Here is a 15110-nt window from a genome sequence, read left to right on the forward strand (position 1 = left end):
CGCCGCGGGCGAGTTCGGCGTCGGACGTCGGCACTGATCAGCGTGCCCGCCGACCCGCCCCCGGGAACGACGCAGCGCCCGGGCACGAGGTGCCCGGGCGCTGCGGCTGCGGAGCGGACGACGGGATTCGAACCCGCGACCCTCACCTTGGCAAGGTGATGCTCTACCACTGAGCCACGTCCGCACGGCCTCGTCCTCGGCCCGTTCCCGGGCCGCGAGGCGAGATAGGACAGTACAGGGCGCGCGGGGCTTTCGCGAAACCGCGACGCGCCGCCGTCCGCGCCTCAGGGGGTGGCGCGCGGGCCGCCGATGGCCGTCAGACGCTTCACGAGGTGGTCCGCCGACGGCGCCTCGACGGCCACCTCGACGACCCCGCCCGGCACGTCGAGCGCGAGGACCTCCAGCCCCGGGGCCACGCGCAGCGCGTCCCCCCGTCCGGTGCGCCGACCGGTCCGGCGCACGCCGTCGACCGCGAGCCGGACGGGCGCCCGGCGCAGGGGCCGCATGCCGAGCGCGAGCCGCACGACGGTCACCCCCGTCCGGTCGACGTCGAGCACCGCCGCGACCCAGCGCGAGCCGAGGCCGGTCTCGCCGTCGGCCGTGCGCACCGACCCCGCGAAGCGCCCGGTGCGCGCGCCGGTGGCCGCCCGGCGGCGCTGGAGCCTCCTCGACAGGACGTCACCGAGGCCCACCCCGACGGCCGCGGCGCCGCCGATCACCCACCCCGTGCTCAGGTCCTCCTGGTGGAACACCCAGCGGGCGAGCGCGGCGCCCGCGGCGGCGCCGAGCACGCCGCCGACGAGGATGACGAGGACGGTCGAGCGGCGGGACGTCATGGGGCCAGCATCGCGGTACCGAGCCGTCGGTGTCCCCCGCGCACGAGGCGGGTCTCGCGCAGGGCGCGTGAGCGGTGCCCCGAGTGGGATTCGAACCCACACTGGATCGGGTTTGAGCCGATTGCCTCTGCCGTTGGGCTATCGGGGCGCCGCACCAGGCTACCGGCGCGCGGGCGGCCCCCCGACCGCCGCCCCGGCGTCCGCCGGCACCCGCTCCGGCGCCGGCAGCACGCCCGCCCGCGCCAGCGACCCGAGCCACGCCAGGCGCGGTTCGGGCGTCCGGGTGAACGTTCACCCCAGGGGCGCCGTCGCCCGTGCCGTCACCCGACGTCGGGCACGATCCCCAGGATCGGCACGTTCGCGATCCGCGACCCCGGCTGCCACGGCCACCGCCCGTCGCGGTCCGGGTAGATCACCTGGAGCGCCGGCAGCGGCCGCGTCGCGCGCGCCAGCGCGTGCGCCATGATCAGGTGCCCGCGCGAGTCCAGCACCTCCATGAGCCGAGCGTTCCGCCGCACGTCGTCGATCGGGTCGCCGTCGACGTACCGCTGCCCGGCGCGCATCCGCGCACCCAGTGTGTTGAGCAGCCGCGCGGCGTCGTCCGGGCACGGGCCGAACACGATCAGCTCCGGCAGGTCGTACTGGTAGAGCCCCGTCGTGTAGCAGAACTGCAGCTCGCCGTCGTCACCGGGGCCGACCCACTGCAGGGCCCACCCGTGCCTGTCCGCCATCCCCTGCAGGTGGCTGAGCCACCCGACCGCCTCGACCTCGTCCATCACGCCACCCTGCACCCGCCCACCCACACGCCGGCCGAGCGGCCGGGTCGGCGGCTCAGCCCTGCTGCACCAGCGCGCCGTACCAGCCGAGCCCGGCGTACGTCTCGTAACCCGGGGTCGCCGCGAACCCCACCGCGCGGCCGTCCTCCTCGTAGGCCCCGGTCGCGCGGTCGCCGGTGCGCAGCGCGACCCGCTCCGCGAGCACCCCCGCCCTGTCGGACGCCGCGAGCACCAGCCCGTCCCGGTCGAGGATCAGCACGCGGGTGGCCTCGCGCTCGCCCCGTCCGAGCCGCACGCCGTCGACGATCGCCTGCGCCTGCCGCTCCCAGTCGAAGAAGACGCCCAGCGCGCCCAGCGGCCGGCCGTCGGCGCGGCCGCCCTCGCGCACGGCGGTCGCGTACGTCGCCGTGAGCGCGCCGAGCGCGCGGTGCGGGGTGACGTCGAGGGCGGCGTAGTCGTCACCGGACCGGGTGGCGAGCGCGGCACGGAACCACGGCTCGTCGCGCACATCCGAGCCGACCACGCCGGGAGCGCCGCCGGTGCCCGCCCGGGCGACGACCCGACCGGACGCGTCGGCCAGCCAGAGATCGAGGTAGACGGTGTAGCTGCGCAGGATCGTCGCCAGCCGGTCGCCGGCGTGCCGCGCCGCGCCCGGGTCGCCCGTCGCGAGGGCGTCGACCAGCGCCGCGTCGGTCGCCCACCACCGCACGTCGCACGACCGCTCGTACAGGTTGCGGTCCATCAGCTCGATCACGTTCAGTGCCAGGTCCGCGAGCCGCTGCCCGCGCACCCGGCCGACGAGCTCGTGCCCGAGGACGGTCAGCTCGTCGATCCGCGGGCGCAGCTCCGACGAGAGCTCCTCCGACAGCGCCCGCGCGCGGTCGGCGACCTCGCCGACCTCCCGCGCGACGACCGCGAACCCCGCGCCCGCCTCGCCGACGCGCGCGGACTCGATGAGCGCGTTCAGCGCGAGCATCTTCGTGCTGCGGGCGACCTGCTCGATGCCCTGCAGCTTCTCACCCGTGACGCGACCGACCTCCTCGGCCAGCCGCACGACCCGTTCCGGCACGACGTCGTCCCTCCGACGAACCCCAGTCCCCCGACTCGTCCGCTCTATCGGCGGGCGGGACCGCGCGCTGAGCGACCCGGGGGCGCGGGTTCGGACGGCGGGTGCGCGCGGCGGCGTAGATTGCCCGCCGTGCCCCTGGATCTCGACGCCGCCGCGCTGGCCGCGCTCGTCGCCCGGCTGCGCGGCGCCGGGTGCGTGTTCGCCGAGGACGAGGCGGCGCTGCTCGTGGCGGAGGCCCGGGACGCGGCGGAGCTGGACGCGATGACCGCGCGCCGGGTGGCCGGGGAGCCGCTGGAGCAGGTCGTCGGGTGGGCCGGGTTCCGGGGCCTGCGGATCGGGGTGGAGCCGGGGGTGTTCGTGCCGCGGGCGCGCACCGGGCTGCTGGTGCGCGAGGCGGTACGGGCGCTGCGGGGCGACGCGGCCGGCGACGGTCCCGTCGTCGTCGACCTGTGCTGCGGGACGGGCGCGGTGGGGCTCGCGGTTGCCGCCGAGCGCCCCGGCGTCGCGCTGTGGGCCGTCGACCTCGACCCGGCCGCGGTCGCCTGCGCCCGGCGGAACGCGGCGGCGCTCGGCCCGGCGGACGCGACCGTGCTGCTCGGCGACCTCGACGCCCCGCTGCCCGCAGCGCTGGAGGGCCGGGTGGACGTCCTGGTGGCCAACGCGCCGTACGTCCCGACCGCCGAGATCGCCCACATGCCGACCGAGGCCCGGGACCACGAGCCGCGCGTCGCCCTCGACGGCGGCGCCGACGGCGTCGACCTGCACCGTCGGGTGGCTGCGTCCGCGCCGCGCTGGCTCGCGCCGGGCGGGCACCTGCTCGTCGAGACCAGCGTCCGGCAGGCGGGCGCCACCGCCGCGGCGTGCGAGGGCCAAGGCCTGACCGTGCGGGTCGTGCACGACGACGACCTGGACGGCACCGTGGTGGTCGCGACCCGCCGCGGCGCGTAGCCCGGCGACGCGCACCACGAGCCCGATCAACGGCTCCGCCCCGCCCGCGCCTAGGCTGGGTGCGGGCGGGCGCACCCCGGCGCCCGGCGAGGAGGAGGTCCCGGTGGCTCGCGCGCTGATCGTGGTGGACGTGCAGAACGACTTCTGCGAGGGCGGCGCCCTGGCCGTCGCGGGCGGCGCTGCCGTCGCCGAGCAGGTCACCGCCTTCCTGTCCCGCGCGGCCGACGCGTACGACGTCGTCGTCGCCACCGCCGACTGGCACGAGCCGCTCCCCCACGACAACGCGGGCCACTTCGCGGTGGGCGCCGAGCCGGACTACGTCGCCACCTGGCCCGAGCACTGCGTCCGCGACACCGCCGGCGCGGCGTACCACCCGGCGTTGCGGCTGCCCGCGGACGCCGTGCACGTGCGCAAGGGGCAGGGCCGGCAGGACTACTCGGGCTTCGAGGGCGTGCTGACGCCCGGCGCCGGCGGGACGGGTGCCGAGTCCGGCCGGACGGGTGCCGCGTCCGCCGCGGAGGCAGGGGCGCTCGCCGACGCGGCTCCCGCCGGGCTCGCCGACGCGCTCCGGGCGCGGGACGTCGACGGCGTGGACGTCGTCGGCCTCGCCACCGACCACTGCGTGACCGCCACGGCGCTCGACGCGCTGGCCGCCGGGTTCGACGTGCGCGTGCTCACCGACCTCACCGCGGGCGTCGGGGTGCGGACCACGATCGACGCGCTCACCCGGCTCGCCGCGCGCGGCGTCACGCTCACCACCTCCGACGCCCGCTGACCGCACGGACGTCGGCAAGCACCGGGACCGTCCCGCGACGCGCCGACCGCCTCCGCGACCCTGGGGTCGTCACAACCCGGTGAGGTCGTCGCTCGTTTGTGACGACCTCGTCGCGTACTGACGACCTCACGCCGATGTGACGACCTCGCGCGCCCCGGTCAGGCCGGCTCGCCTGCCGGGACCGGCACGCCCGGACGCTCGCGCCGCCACGCTCGGCCGCCTGCCACCGCCGCCACCCCGCCGACGACCGCCAGCACCGGCACCACCAGGAACGCCGTGTGCGACCCCACGGCGTCCGCGAGCGCCCCCAGCAGGAACGGCGCGAGCCCCACGGCCACCCCACCGCCGACGGTCGCCCGCGCCTGTGCCGCGTCCGTCGCGCCGCCCGCGGCACCGAGCAGCAGCGCGATCCCGAGCGGGTACTGCGCGCCGTACCCGAGCCCGGCCAGGAACAGCCCGACGAGCGCGACCGAGGCGCTCGTCGCGGTCCACAGCACGGCCCAGCCGGCGACCGCCACGCCGAACGAGGCGGCGAGCAGCCGGGCGGGCGACACCCGCAGCGACAGCGGCCCGACGACGAACCGGATCAGCGTCATCCCGGCGACGAGCCCCGCGGTCGTGGCCGTGGCGATGCCCGCGCCGGCGCCGGTGCGGTCCCGGACCAGGTCCGTCGCCCAGTAGGTGGTCGCGTTCTCGAGCGCCAGCGCCGCCACCACCGCGACGAGGAACCACCGCGACGCCAGCACCGCGCGCCCCGCCGCGGCCGCTTTCGACCGCGAACCCTGCTGATCCGCACGCGCCCGCACCTCGGCGGCGCCGGGGTCGCGCGAGCGGTCCGGGCTCGCCGTCCGGGGCCCGGGCGCCGCTGCGCTCGACGCCGGCCGGGGCGGGTGCGACGTCCCGGGCCCGGGTACCCCCGGGCGCGACGCCGGCCGGCGAGCCGTCCCCGGTAGCCGGGACGCCCGAGCCGTCGCGGGGTCGGGCACGCGCCCCGGCCGCCCCAGCGCGCCCTGCTCGGGCAGCAGCCGCACCGCCACCGCGGTCGCCAGCGCGAGCGCCGCGGTCACCGCGACCGCCGGCCGCCAGCCCCAGCCCGCCGCCACGCACGCCCCGACCGCGAGCGGCCCGAGCAGCCCGATCCCCGACCCGACCCCGTTCGCCTCGGTGACCGCCGCGGACGCGGTGCGCCCGTGGTGCAGCACCAGCCCCGCCTGCGCGGCGCTCACCGCGACGTTGCCGCCGACCGACACGACCACCATGCCGGAGAGCGTCACCGGAAGCGCCCACCCGGTGGTGAGCAGCACGATGCCCGCCGCGATCACCACGGCGGCCACGACGAGAGTCGACCGTCGACCGAACCGCAGAACTGCCCGCGGCGTGATCGCCGCGGCCAGCACCGCGCCCACCGCCATCGCGGTGCCGTGCAGACCGGCCTGGGCGTTCGACACCCCGAGCTCGGCGGCCAGCAGCGGCACGCTCGGGTTGAAGGAGTAGAGCAGCCAGCCCCACGTGACGAACACGCCGTCGAGGGTGAGGGTGAACCGGTCCCGGTGGAGCCTCGGCGCCGGTGCCGGGGTCTGCGTCGTCACGCCGCCGACCCTAGTGGCGGCGGTGCGCCGCGGGCCGGGACCCCGGATCGGGACCCCGGCCCGCGGCCGGACGAGCAGGTGGGCTGGGCGGTGTCGCCGCCCGCCCCGTCGCCGTCAGTCCTGCACGGCCACCGCCGCGGCGAACTGGCTCGCGTACAGCCGGGCGTACGCACCCCCGGCGGCCAGCAGCTCGTCGTGCGACCCCTGCTCGACGATCGACCCGTGCTCCATGACGAGGATGACGTCCGCGTCCCGGATGGTCGACAGCCGGTGCGCGATGACGAACGACGTCCGCCCCGACCGGAGCGCGTTCATCGCCTGCTGCACGAGCACCTCGGTCCGGGTGTCGACGGAGGACGTCGCCTCGTCGAGCACCAGGATCGCCGGGTCGGCGAGGAACGCGCGGGCGATGGTCAACAGCTGCTTCTCCCCCGCCGACAGGTTCGCCGCCTCGTCGTCGATCACGGTGTCGTAGCCGTCGGGCAGCGCGCGCACGAACTGGTCGACGTGCGTGGCGACCGCGGCCTCGACCAGCCGGTCCTCCGGGACGTCCTCGACGCCGTACGCGATGTTGTCCCGGATCGTGCCGCCGAACAGCCAGGTGTCCTGCAGCACCATGCCGACCCGCGAGCGCAGGTCGTCGCGCGTGAGCTCCCGGGTGTCGACGCCGTCGAGGGTGATCCGCCCGCCGTCGATCTCGTAGAACCGCATGAGCAGGTTGACCAGCGTGGTCTTGCCGGCGCCGGTGGGCCCGACGATCGCGACGGTCTGCCCGGGCTCGGCGACCAGGGACAGGCCGTCGATGAGCGGCGTCTCCGGCACGTACCGGAAGGAGACGTCCTCGAACGCGACCCGTCCCTGCACCCGCGCCGGCAGTCGCGCCGGCCGCGCCGGGTCGGGCTCCTGCTCGTCGGAGTCGAGCAGCTCGAACACCCGCTCGGCGGACGCGACGCCCGACTGCAGCAGGTTCATCATCGAGGCGATCTGGGTGATCGGCTGCGTGAACTGGCGGGAGTACTGGATGAACGCCTGCACGTCGCCGAGCGTCAGGGTCCCGGACGCGACCCGCAGGCCGCCGACCACCGCGACGATCACGTAGTTGAGGTTCGCGATGAAGCCCATCGCCGGCTGGATGATCCCGGAGATGAACTGCGCCTTGAACGACGCGGTGTAGAGCTCGTCGTTCTGGTCGTGGAACTCCTGCACCGCCTGGCGCTGCCGGCCGAACACCTTGACCAGCGCGTGCCCGGTGTACATCTCCTCGATGTGGGCGTTGAGCTTGCCGGTCCAGGTCCACTGCACGATGAACTGCGGCTGGGACCGCTTGGCGATCGCGGCCGTCACGGCCACGGACAGCGGGATGGTCACGAGCGCGACCAGCGCCAGCAGCGGGGAGATCCAGAACATCATCCCGAGCACGCCGACGACGGTCAGCACGGCCGTGATGAGCTGGGACAGCGTCTGCTGCAGCGTCTGGGCGACGTTGTCGATGTCGTTGGTGACCCGGCTTAGCACCTCGCCGCGCGGCTGCCCGTCGAAGTACTTGAGCGGCAGCCGGCCGAGCTTGGCCTCCACCTGCTCGCGGAGGCCGAACACCACGCGCTGCACGACGCCCGTCGTGATCCAGCCCTGCAGCCAGCCGAACAGCGCCGAGACGACGTAGATCGCGACGACGGCGAGCAGCAGGTTCCGCAGGCTGGTGAAGTCGATGCCCTGCCCGGGCACGACGTCCATGCCGCCGAGCATGTCGGCGAGCCGGTCCTGCCCCTGAGCGTGCAGGCCCTCGATCGCCTGCGCCTTGGTGACGCCCTCGGGCAGCTGCGCGCCGACGACGCCGTTGAAGATGACGTTGGTCGCGTTGCCGAGCACCTTCGGCCCGGTGACCGCGAGCGCCACCGAGACGATCCCGAGCAGCAGCACCGCCGCGAGCTTCGGCCACTCGGGGCGCAGCACGCCGGCCAGGCGCTTGAGGGAGCCCCTGAAGTCGAGGGACTTCTCCCCGGGCATGCCCATCCCCATGCCGGGGCCGGGCCCCATCCCGCGCCGGGGCATCCGCCGCGGGGTCTGGGCGGCCGGCGCCGCGGCGGCGGAGGCCTGGGCGGGTGGCTCGGTGGCGGTGTCCCGGGCGACGCCCGCGACGTCCCGGCTGTCGTCCGGGGTCGGGTCCGGGGTCCGGGCGGTCCGGTCCTGCGCGCTCACGCCGCCTCCTCCACGCTGAGCTGGGACAGGACGATCTCCTGGTAGGTGGCGCACGACGCCATGAGCTCGGCGTGCGTGCCGGTGCCGACGACGGCGCCCTCGTCGAGGACGACGATCCGGTCCGCGTCGCGGATCGTGGCGACGCGCTGGGCGACCACGACGACCGCCGACCGGCGCGTCTCCGGCACCAGCGCGGCCCGGAGCGCCGCGTCGGTGGCGAAGTCGAGCGCCGAGAACGAGTCGTCGAACAAGTAGATCGCCGGCTTGCGGACCAGGGCCCGGGCGATCGCGAGCCGCTGCCGCTGCCCGCCCGACACGTTGGTGCCGCCCTGCGCGATCGGGGCGTCCAGGCCCCCGGGCATCTCGGCGACGAACGACCGCGCCTGCGCGACCTCGAGCGCGTGCCAGAGGTCCTCGTCGGTGGCGTCCGGGTTGCCGTACCGCAGGTTCGACGCGACGGTGCCGCTGAACAGGTAGGGCCGCTGCGGCACGAGGCCGACCATCGACCACAGGTCCTCGGGGGCCAGGTCGCGCACGTCCACGCCGTCGACGGCGACCGTGCCGGCCGTCGCGTCGAACAGCCGCGGCACCAGGTTGACCAGGGTGGTCTTGCCCGAGCCGGTCGAGCCGATGACGGCGGTGGTCTGCCCGGGCTCGGCGACCAGGTCGACGCCGTGCAGGACGGCGCGCTCGGCGCCCGGGTACCGGAACTCGACGCCGCGCAGCTCCAGGCGGCCCTGAGGACGCTCGAGCCGGACGGGCTGCGCCGCCGGGACGACCGACGACTCGGTGTCGAGGACGGCCGTGATGCGCTCCGACGACACGACGGCGCGGGGCACCATCACGAACATCATCGTCGACATCATGACCGCCATCAGGATGTACATGATGTAGCTGAGGAACGCGGTCAGGGCGCCGATCTGCATGTCGCCGGCCTCGATCCGGCCCGCCCCGAACCACAGCACGCCCACGCTGGTGATGTTCATGATGAGCATGACCGTCGGGAACATCAGCGACATGAGCCGGCCGACCCGCAGCGAGGTGTCGAACAGCGCGTCGTTCGCCTCGGCGAACCGGGCGGCCTCGCGGCGCTCCCGCACGAACGCGCGGATGACCCGCAGGCCGGTGATCTGCTCGCGCATCACGCGGTTGATCGCGTCGATCCGCTTCTGCATCGTCCGGAAGTACGGCACCATCCGGCTGACGATCAGCCCGACGACGATCCCGAGCACCGGCACCACGACCAGCAGCAGCCCGGACAGCGCCACGTCCTCCTGCAGCGCGAGCACGACACCCCCGACCAGCATGATCGGGGCCATCAGCATGATGGTGAACGACAGCAGCGCGACCATCTGCACCTGCTGCACGTCGTTCGTGGTGCGGGTGATGAGCGACGGGGCGCCGAACTGGCCCATCTCCTGGGCGGAAGTCCTGCACGCGGGTGAACAGCGCCCCTCGCGCAGGTCCCGGCCGAAGGCCATCGCGACCCGCGCGCCGAAGTACACCGCGGCGATCGAGCAGGCGACCTGGAGCAGGCTGACGCCCAGCATCACGGCGCCGATCCGCATGATGTAGCCGGTGTCGCCCACGGCGACGCCCTTGTCGATGATGTCGGCGTTCAGGCTGGGCAGGTACAGCGTCGCGATGGTCTGCGCGAGCTGGAGCAGCAGCACGGCGACGACCTGGGGCCGGTAGGGCCTCAGGTAGTCCCGGAGCAGGCGGAGCAGCATGGGTCTCCCGGGTGGGGCGGCGGGCCGGGGCGGGACGGTGCGTCCGCGGCGCTGGCCGGGCGGGGCGGACGGGTGCGGCGCCCGGCGGCGAGGCCGGGGTCGTGGCGGGCGGCCCCGGGGATCGAACCGGGGCCTGGGCGGGTGAGCTCCCCCGCGCGGGCAGGGGTGGTGTCGGGGCGCCGGGTCGGTCGCGACGCGCTCGGTGGTCTTCGAGGGCGCGGGCCTCAGGTGCGGGCGGCGCCGTGCAGCAGCACGTCGACGAGCTCGGTGACCGGGACCCCGTCGTCGTCGGGCAGGACCGGCGGGCCCTGCCCCATCACCGCTGCGATCAGCAGGTGCGCGAGCCGCTCGGGCTCGATGCGCAGCTCGTCACGGTACGCCTCGACGCGCCGGACCACCGCCGCGCGGACCTCGGCGAGCGCGCGCAGCCGGGCGTCGCGGCCGGAGGGGCCGTGCAGCGGGAGCCGGTCGCCGGGGCGGTGGCCGGGGGCGTGGTGGTGCGCGCCGGGGGCGGGGTCGGCGGAGGCGGCGCGGGCGTCCGCGACGCCCGCGCGTGCGGCGTCGGCGGCGTGCGCGGCGTCGGCGCCGGCGTGCGCGGGCTCGGGGATCGGGCGACCGAGCGGGTCGGCACCGCGCGCCCCGCGCACGGCGGCGGCGCGGCGGCCCTCGTCGGACGCGAGGATGGCGTGCACCGCGAACATGACCCGCCGCACCCGACGCCCGCGGGCGGCCATCACGTCGGCCAGCTGGGCGAGCTCGGCGGCGAGGTCCGCGGCCCGGGGCAGGTCGTCGATCTCCGCGACGCCGGCGGCCGGGTCGAGCGCGCGCTCCGCGGCGGCGGTCAGCAGCTCGACCTTGTCGTCGAACGCCCGGAACAGGGTGCCCTCGGCGACCCCGGCGGCCACGGCGATCTGCCGGGTCGACACCTGCGCGCCGTGCGCCTCGAGCAGCGGGACCGTGGCGAGCGCGATGGCGGCGCGTCGCTCGTCGCGGCTCATCGGCCGCGCGCGTCCGGTCCGGGGCTCGTCCATGCCGCCGAGCCTAAGTGAGTGAGCACTCACTCGTCCAGGCCGTTCGTCCCGGGCGAACGTCTGCGGTTGCTCGCCTCGTCGGCGACTCCCCGGCGGCACCCCCCACCTCGCGGCGCCCCCGACCTCCCGGCGCCCCCACCGCCCGGCGCCTCCAGCCGTCGAGATAGGGCCGCCGCGCCGAGGTAGGACCCTGGACGGTCCTACCTCGGCGCGACGGTCCTATCTCGGCACCGGATGCCGACGAGCTCGCCCGCGCGGTCGACGCGTTCGGTACGTCCCGCCGAGTTCGGCGCGTACGGCCACCGAACTCGGCGACACCCACCGAACACGACGCCCGACCCCGTGAGATCGGTAGTTCGCGCCCAGATCGGCGCTTCCAGCCACCGTTCTCGACGCGAACCACCGATCTCGGCACGAACGACCGATCTCGACGCGAGCTGCCGCCACCGCTGCCGCGCGACGACGCCCGCCGCACCCCGGAGGGTGCGACGGGCGTCGGGTCGAGCGTGCCGCACGTCAGCGCGCGCGGCCCCGGCTCACGGCGCCGGCGGCGCGGGCGGGCCCGGCTGCGCGGGCGGCTCGGGCTGGACCGGCGGGAGCTGACCCTCGCCCGCGTCGCGCTGCTCGCGCCGCGTCGCGCCCGGCTGCGGCCGCTGCCCGGCCTCGGCGACCGGGTCGAACGGCCGGCCGCTGTAGGTGCCGGCGCTGGTGGCGTCGGCGGTGGCGGCCTCGGACTCGCGCCGCGCCTCGGCGAGCGCCTCCTTCGGGTCGGTCAGCGCGACCGGCGGGAGGTCGTCCGGCCCGAGCGGGGACTCCCCCGCCGCCCGGCCCGACGGCGCACCCTCCGGGGCCGCGCCGCCCGCGCCGCCGAACGCGCCCGCGAAGCCCTGCGTGAACTGGCCGAGCATGCCGGTCAGCTCGGACGGCACGATCCACACCTTGTTGGCGGGCGTCGCGGCGAGCTTCGGCAGCGCCTGCAGGTACTGGTAGGCCAGCAGCTTGGGGTCGGCGTCGCCGCGGTGGACGGCGTCGAACACCTGGAGGATCGCGCGGGACTCGCCCTCGGCGGTGAGGATCGCCGACTGCGCGGCACCCTCGGCGCGGAGGATCGCGGCCTGCTTCTCGCCCTCGGCGGTGAGGATCTGGGACTGCTTGACGCCCTCGGCGGTGAGGATCGCGGCGCGGCGGTCGCGCTCGGCGCGCATCTGCTGCTCCATCGCGCCCTGCACGGAGGCGGGCGGGTCGATGCTCTTGAGCTCGACGCGGTTCACGCGGATGCCCCACTTGCCGGTCGCCTCGTCGAGGACGCCGCGGAGCTGGCCGTTGATCTGGTCGCGGCTGGTGAGCGTCTGCTCGAGGTCCATCGAGCCGATGACGTTGCGGAGCGTGGTCACCGTGAGCTGCTCGATGCCGGTGATGTAGTTCGCGATCTCGTAGACCGCGGACTTGGGCTCGGTCACCTGGAAGTAGATGACGGTGTCGATGCTCACGACGAGGTTGTCGGAGGTGATCACCGGCTGCGGCGGGAAGGACACCACCTGCTCGCGCAGGTCGACCCCCGCCCGGACCCGGTCGATGAACGGGATGATCAGGTGCAGGCCGGCGTCCATGGTCCGGTGGTACCGGCCCAGCCGCTCGACGAGCAGCGCGACGGTCTGCGGGACGACCCGCACCGCCCGCGCCAGGGTCACCACGACGAAGATCACGAGGATGGCGAGGAGCACCCACCCCACGATCGTGCCGATGCTCGGGTCGTCCACTGCGTCTCCTCCCAGCCGCGGCCCGGGTGGGGCCGCACGTGCGCGGCGGCGACCGGTCGGCCGCCGCCGTCCGTCAGATGCCCGCGGGGGCCCCGGGCGCGCCGGAGCCGTCGGTCGCGGGCCGGTCGCCGACGGCCTCCACGACCGCGGTGGCCCCGTCGATCCGCGCGACGCGGACCTCGGTGCCGGTATCGAAGGAGGCGCCCACCACCAGCGAGCGCGCGGACCAGACCTCGCCGCCGAGCTTCACGCGACCGCCCGAGGCGTCGGTCGGGGCGACGACCACGGCGGGCCGCCCGATCAGCGCGGCCGAGTTGGTCTCGACCAGCTGGGTGCGCTCGCGCAGCCGGTGCAGCAGGAACGGCCGCAGCGCGAACAGCAGCAGCAGCGCGGCGGCCGCGGCCACGATGATCTGGACCGCCAGCGGGGCGTCGAGGGCCGCGGCGAGCGCGCCGGCGAGGGCGCCGCCCGCGAGCATGAGGAAGATCAGGTCCAGCGAGAACATCTCGGCGACGCCCAGCAGCAGCGCGCCGCCCAGCCACCACAGCCAGTCCATCGTCGGCCCCTCTCAGCCCGGGTGCCCGGGACCGGGCACCACCGTCCGTCACCTCACGTGCGGGCGACCGTCGAGCGGCCGCTCACCACCGATCCTAGACGATCCCTTGACCGACCTGTGAGGAAATCCGGGAGCCTCTCGACCGACCGGACGAACCAGGATGAACCAGGTCAGCGCCGCCCGCGAGCGGTCCAGCGGTCGCCGGAGCGCTCGACCTCGAGCGGCGTGCCGAACGCCGCGGTGAGGTTCTCGGACGTCAGGACCTCGTCGACGGGCCCGGCCGCGTGCACCTTCCCGTCGGCCAGCAGCAGCAGGTGCGTGAAGCCCGGGGGGATCTCCTCGACGTGGTGCGTGACCAGCACGAGCGCCGGCGACCGGCGGTCGGCGGCCAGCTCGGCGAGCGCGGCGACGAGCTCCTCGCGACCGCCCAGGTCCAGCCCGGCGGCGGGCTCGTCGAGCAGGAGCAGCTCGGGGTCGCTCATCAGCGCGCGGGCGATCTGCACCCGCTTGCGCTCGCCCTCGCTGAGCGTGCCGTAGAACCGGTCGGCGAACCGCTCGACGCCGAAGGCGGCCATGAGGTCGGCGGCCCGCGACTCGTCGACGGCCTCGTACGCCTCGCGCCAGCGGCCCGTCACGCCGTAGGCCGCGGTCAGCACGACGTCCTTGACGACCTCGCCGCCCGGGATGCGCTCCGCGAGCGCCGCGCTGGCCAGGCCGATGCGCGGGCGCAGCTCGAACACGTCGACGCGCCCGAGCCGCGAGCCGAGCAGGTCGGCCGTGCCGGAGGTGGGGTGCATGCGGCCGGAGGCCACCTGGAGGACCGTCGTCTTGCCGGCGCCGTTGCGGCCCAGCACCACCCAGCGCTCGCCCTCGCGGACCGTCCAGGACAGCCCGTCGAGGATCGTCGTGGTGCCGCGGCGGATGGTCACGTCCTGCAGGTCGAGCACGGAGGTCATGGACACCAGACCCTAGCCGCCCGGGGCGGCCCGGACGTGGACGTACGTTGGTGGCGTGGACCGCACCGCCCTCGCCCTGCCCCGCTCCGTGCGCCTCGCCCTCTGGCTCGACCAGGCGGGCTCCGGCGCCGACCCCGTCCAGCGCACGCTCGTCGCCGTCCAGGGCGACGACGAGCCGCACCGCGTCGTCGTGCCCGACGCCGACGTACCCGGGCTGGACGACGGCGCGCGCGGCTCGGCGACGCTCGCGGACCTGGTGGCGGCGTGGGCGAGCGGGCCGCGGGTCGTGGCCGCCGTGCTGCCGGCGCCCGGCGACCCCGCGGGCGCCCCGGCGTCGGTCGCGGGGGCGGCGCAGGAGGCGGGCGAGGCCGTCCTCGTGAGCACCCCCGACGGCGACTACGCCGCGGTTCCGCGGGTGGAGGTGTTCGGCAGCGTCTACGAGGCGGGGCACCTGGTGACGTGGTCCGTGCACCCGGTCGCCCCGTGGCGCACCGCGCTCGTCGGGCACGTCGGGACCCTGGCCGAGGCGGACCGCGAGCTGACCACGGCGCTCACCCGCGCGACCGAGGCGCTGACCACGCTCGACGTCGCGCGCTGGCGGCCGGACGCGGCGGAGCGGATCGCGGCGCTCCGCGACACCCCGGACGCGCGCGGCGTGCTCCCCCCGGGGCTCGACCCCCGGAGGGTGCGGGTGATCGGCTCGGCGCTGCGGCTGCGCGCGATCGTCGACATCGCGGCGGCCGACGACGGGGCCGCGGTCAACCTGTGGCAGGCCGACCAGCGCACGTCGGCGCTGCGGGACGTCGACCGGGCGGCGCGCCGCGCGCTGGCGGTCGCGACGCACCCGGCGCACGACGCGCCGGACCCGCGCCGGGGCTGACCGCG

Annotated in this window: 13 protein-coding genes and 2 tRNA genes; 3 read left to right on the forward strand and 12 right to left on the reverse strand. The window is 76.0% G+C overall.

The window, feature by feature from the left end; genetic code table 11:
• Positions 1-112: 112 nt before the first annotated feature.
• The 5 genes from FKM96_RS01130 to FKM96_RS01155 all read right to left on the reverse strand — a co-directional run bounded on the left by FKM96_RS01130 (position 113) and on the right by FKM96_RS01155 (position 2681).
• Positions 113-184, reverse strand: a tRNA-Gly gene (locus FKM96_RS01130).
• A 100-nt stretch (positions 185-284) separates the two neighbouring features.
• Positions 285-836 carry a hypothetical protein gene (locus FKM96_RS01135; protein ID WP_147793699.1) on the reverse strand — a complete coding sequence of 184 codons (552 nt, stop codon included), beginning with the start codon at positions 834-836 and terminating at the stop codon, positions 285-287.
• 75 nt (positions 837-911) lie between these two features.
• Positions 912-984 (reverse strand) — tRNA-Leu (locus FKM96_RS01140).
• A 172-nt stretch (positions 985-1156) separates the two neighbouring features.
• Positions 1157-1612, reverse strand: a complete 456-nt coding sequence (locus FKM96_RS01150) for a DUF4262 domain-containing protein (RefSeq protein ID WP_147793700.1) — start codon at positions 1610-1612, stop codon at positions 1157-1159.
• A 55-nt stretch (positions 1613-1667) separates the two neighbouring features.
• On the reverse strand, positions 1668-2681 hold the full coding sequence (locus tag FKM96_RS01155; RefSeq protein ID WP_168216833.1) for a methyl-accepting chemotaxis protein: 1014 nt from the start codon (positions 2679-2681) through the stop codon (positions 1668-1670).
• A 120-nt stretch (positions 2682-2801) separates the two neighbouring features.
• On the opposite strand from FKM96_RS01155, the gene FKM96_RS01160 reads away from it, so the two are divergent.
• Complete coding sequence (locus FKM96_RS01160) at positions 2802-3629, forward strand: putative protein N(5)-glutamine methyltransferase (protein ID WP_168216834.1); 828 nt, start codon at positions 2802-2804, stop codon at positions 3627-3629.
• Positions 3630-3732: 103 nt separating this feature from the next.
• Complete coding sequence (locus FKM96_RS01165) at positions 3733-4404, forward strand: isochorismatase family protein (RefSeq protein ID WP_147793701.1); 672 nt, start codon at positions 3733-3735, stop codon at positions 4402-4404.
• A 158-nt stretch (positions 4405-4562) separates the two neighbouring features.
• Here FKM96_RS01165 and FKM96_RS01170 read toward each other — a convergent pair whose 3' ends face one another.
• From FKM96_RS01170 to FKM96_RS01200, 7 genes are all read right to left on the reverse strand, one after another.
• A complete protein-coding gene (locus tag FKM96_RS01170; RefSeq protein WP_147793702.1) occupies positions 4563-5993 on the reverse strand; it encodes an MFS transporter in 1431 nt (476 codons plus the stop codon).
• A 114-nt stretch (positions 5994-6107) separates the two neighbouring features.
• The gene (locus FKM96_RS01175; protein WP_246855309.1) at positions 6108-8045 is read right to left on the reverse strand and encodes an ABC transporter ATP-binding protein; all 1938 of its coding nucleotides are present in this window, start codon (positions 8043-8045) and stop codon (positions 6108-6110) included.
• A 143-nt stretch (positions 8046-8188) separates the two neighbouring features.
• The gene (locus FKM96_RS01180; protein WP_147793703.1) at positions 8189-9922 is read right to left on the reverse strand and encodes an ABC transporter ATP-binding protein; all 1734 of its coding nucleotides are present in this window, start codon (positions 9920-9922) and stop codon (positions 8189-8191) included.
• 224 nt (positions 9923-10146) lie between these two features.
• Positions 10147-10953 carry a TetR/AcrR family transcriptional regulator gene (locus tag FKM96_RS20935; RefSeq protein ID WP_210417338.1) on the reverse strand — a complete coding sequence of 269 codons (807 nt, stop codon included), beginning with the start codon at positions 10951-10953 and terminating at the stop codon, positions 10147-10149.
• Positions 10954-11489: 536 nt separating this feature from the next.
• Positions 11490-12713, reverse strand: a complete 1224-nt coding sequence (locus FKM96_RS01190; RefSeq protein ID WP_147793704.1) for an SPFH domain-containing protein — start codon at positions 12711-12713, stop codon at positions 11490-11492.
• Positions 12714-12786: 73 nt separating this feature from the next.
• A complete protein-coding gene (locus FKM96_RS01195; protein ID WP_147793705.1) occupies positions 12787-13269 on the reverse strand; it encodes an NfeD family protein in 483 nt (160 codons plus the stop codon).
• 170 nt (positions 13270-13439) lie between these two features.
• Positions 13440-14225 carry an ABC transporter ATP-binding protein gene (locus FKM96_RS01200; RefSeq protein ID WP_147793706.1) on the reverse strand — a complete coding sequence of 262 codons (786 nt, stop codon included), beginning with the start codon at positions 14223-14225 and terminating at the stop codon, positions 13440-13442.
• A 55-nt stretch (positions 14226-14280) separates the two neighbouring features.
• Here FKM96_RS01200 and FKM96_RS01205 point away from each other — a divergent pair, with 55 nt between their 5' ends.
• Positions 14281-15105, forward strand: coding sequence for a hypothetical protein (locus FKM96_RS01205; RefSeq protein WP_147793707.1), 825 nt, complete (start codon positions 14281-14283; stop codon positions 15103-15105).
• The last annotated feature ends 5 nt before the right edge of the window (positions 15106-15110 follow it).

Source organism: Cellulomonas sp. Y8 (genome assembly GCF_008033115.1).
GTDB lineage: Bacteria > Actinomycetota > Actinomycetes > Actinomycetales > Cellulomonadaceae > Cellulomonas.

Coding starts and splice junctions, on each gene's coding strand:
- FKM96_RS01135 (WP_147793699.1), bottom strand. CDS start 836: ATGACGTCCCGCCGCTCGACCGTCCTCGTCATCCTCGTCGGCGGCGTG.
- FKM96_RS01150 (WP_147793700.1), bottom strand. CDS start 1,612: ATGGACGAGGTCGAGGCGGTCGGGTGGCTCAGCCACCTGCAGGGGATG.
- FKM96_RS01175 (WP_246855309.1), bottom strand. CDS start 8,045: ATGCCCCGGCGCGGGATGGGGCCCGGCCCCGGCATGGGGATGGGCATG.
- FKM96_RS01180 (WP_147793703.1), bottom strand. CDS start 9,922: ATGCTGCTCCGCCTGCTCCGGGACTACCTGAGGCCCTACCGGCCCCAG.
- FKM96_RS20935 (WP_210417338.1), bottom strand. CDS start 10,953: ATGGACGAGCCCCGGACCGGACGCGCGCGGCCGATGAGCCGCGACGAG.
- FKM96_RS01195 (WP_147793705.1), bottom strand. CDS start 13,269: ATGGACTGGCTGTGGTGGCTGGGCGGCGCGCTGCTGCTGGGCGTCGCC.
- FKM96_RS01200 (WP_147793706.1), bottom strand. CDS start 14,225: ATGACCTCCGTGCTCGACCTGCAGGACGTGACCATCCGCCGCGGCACC.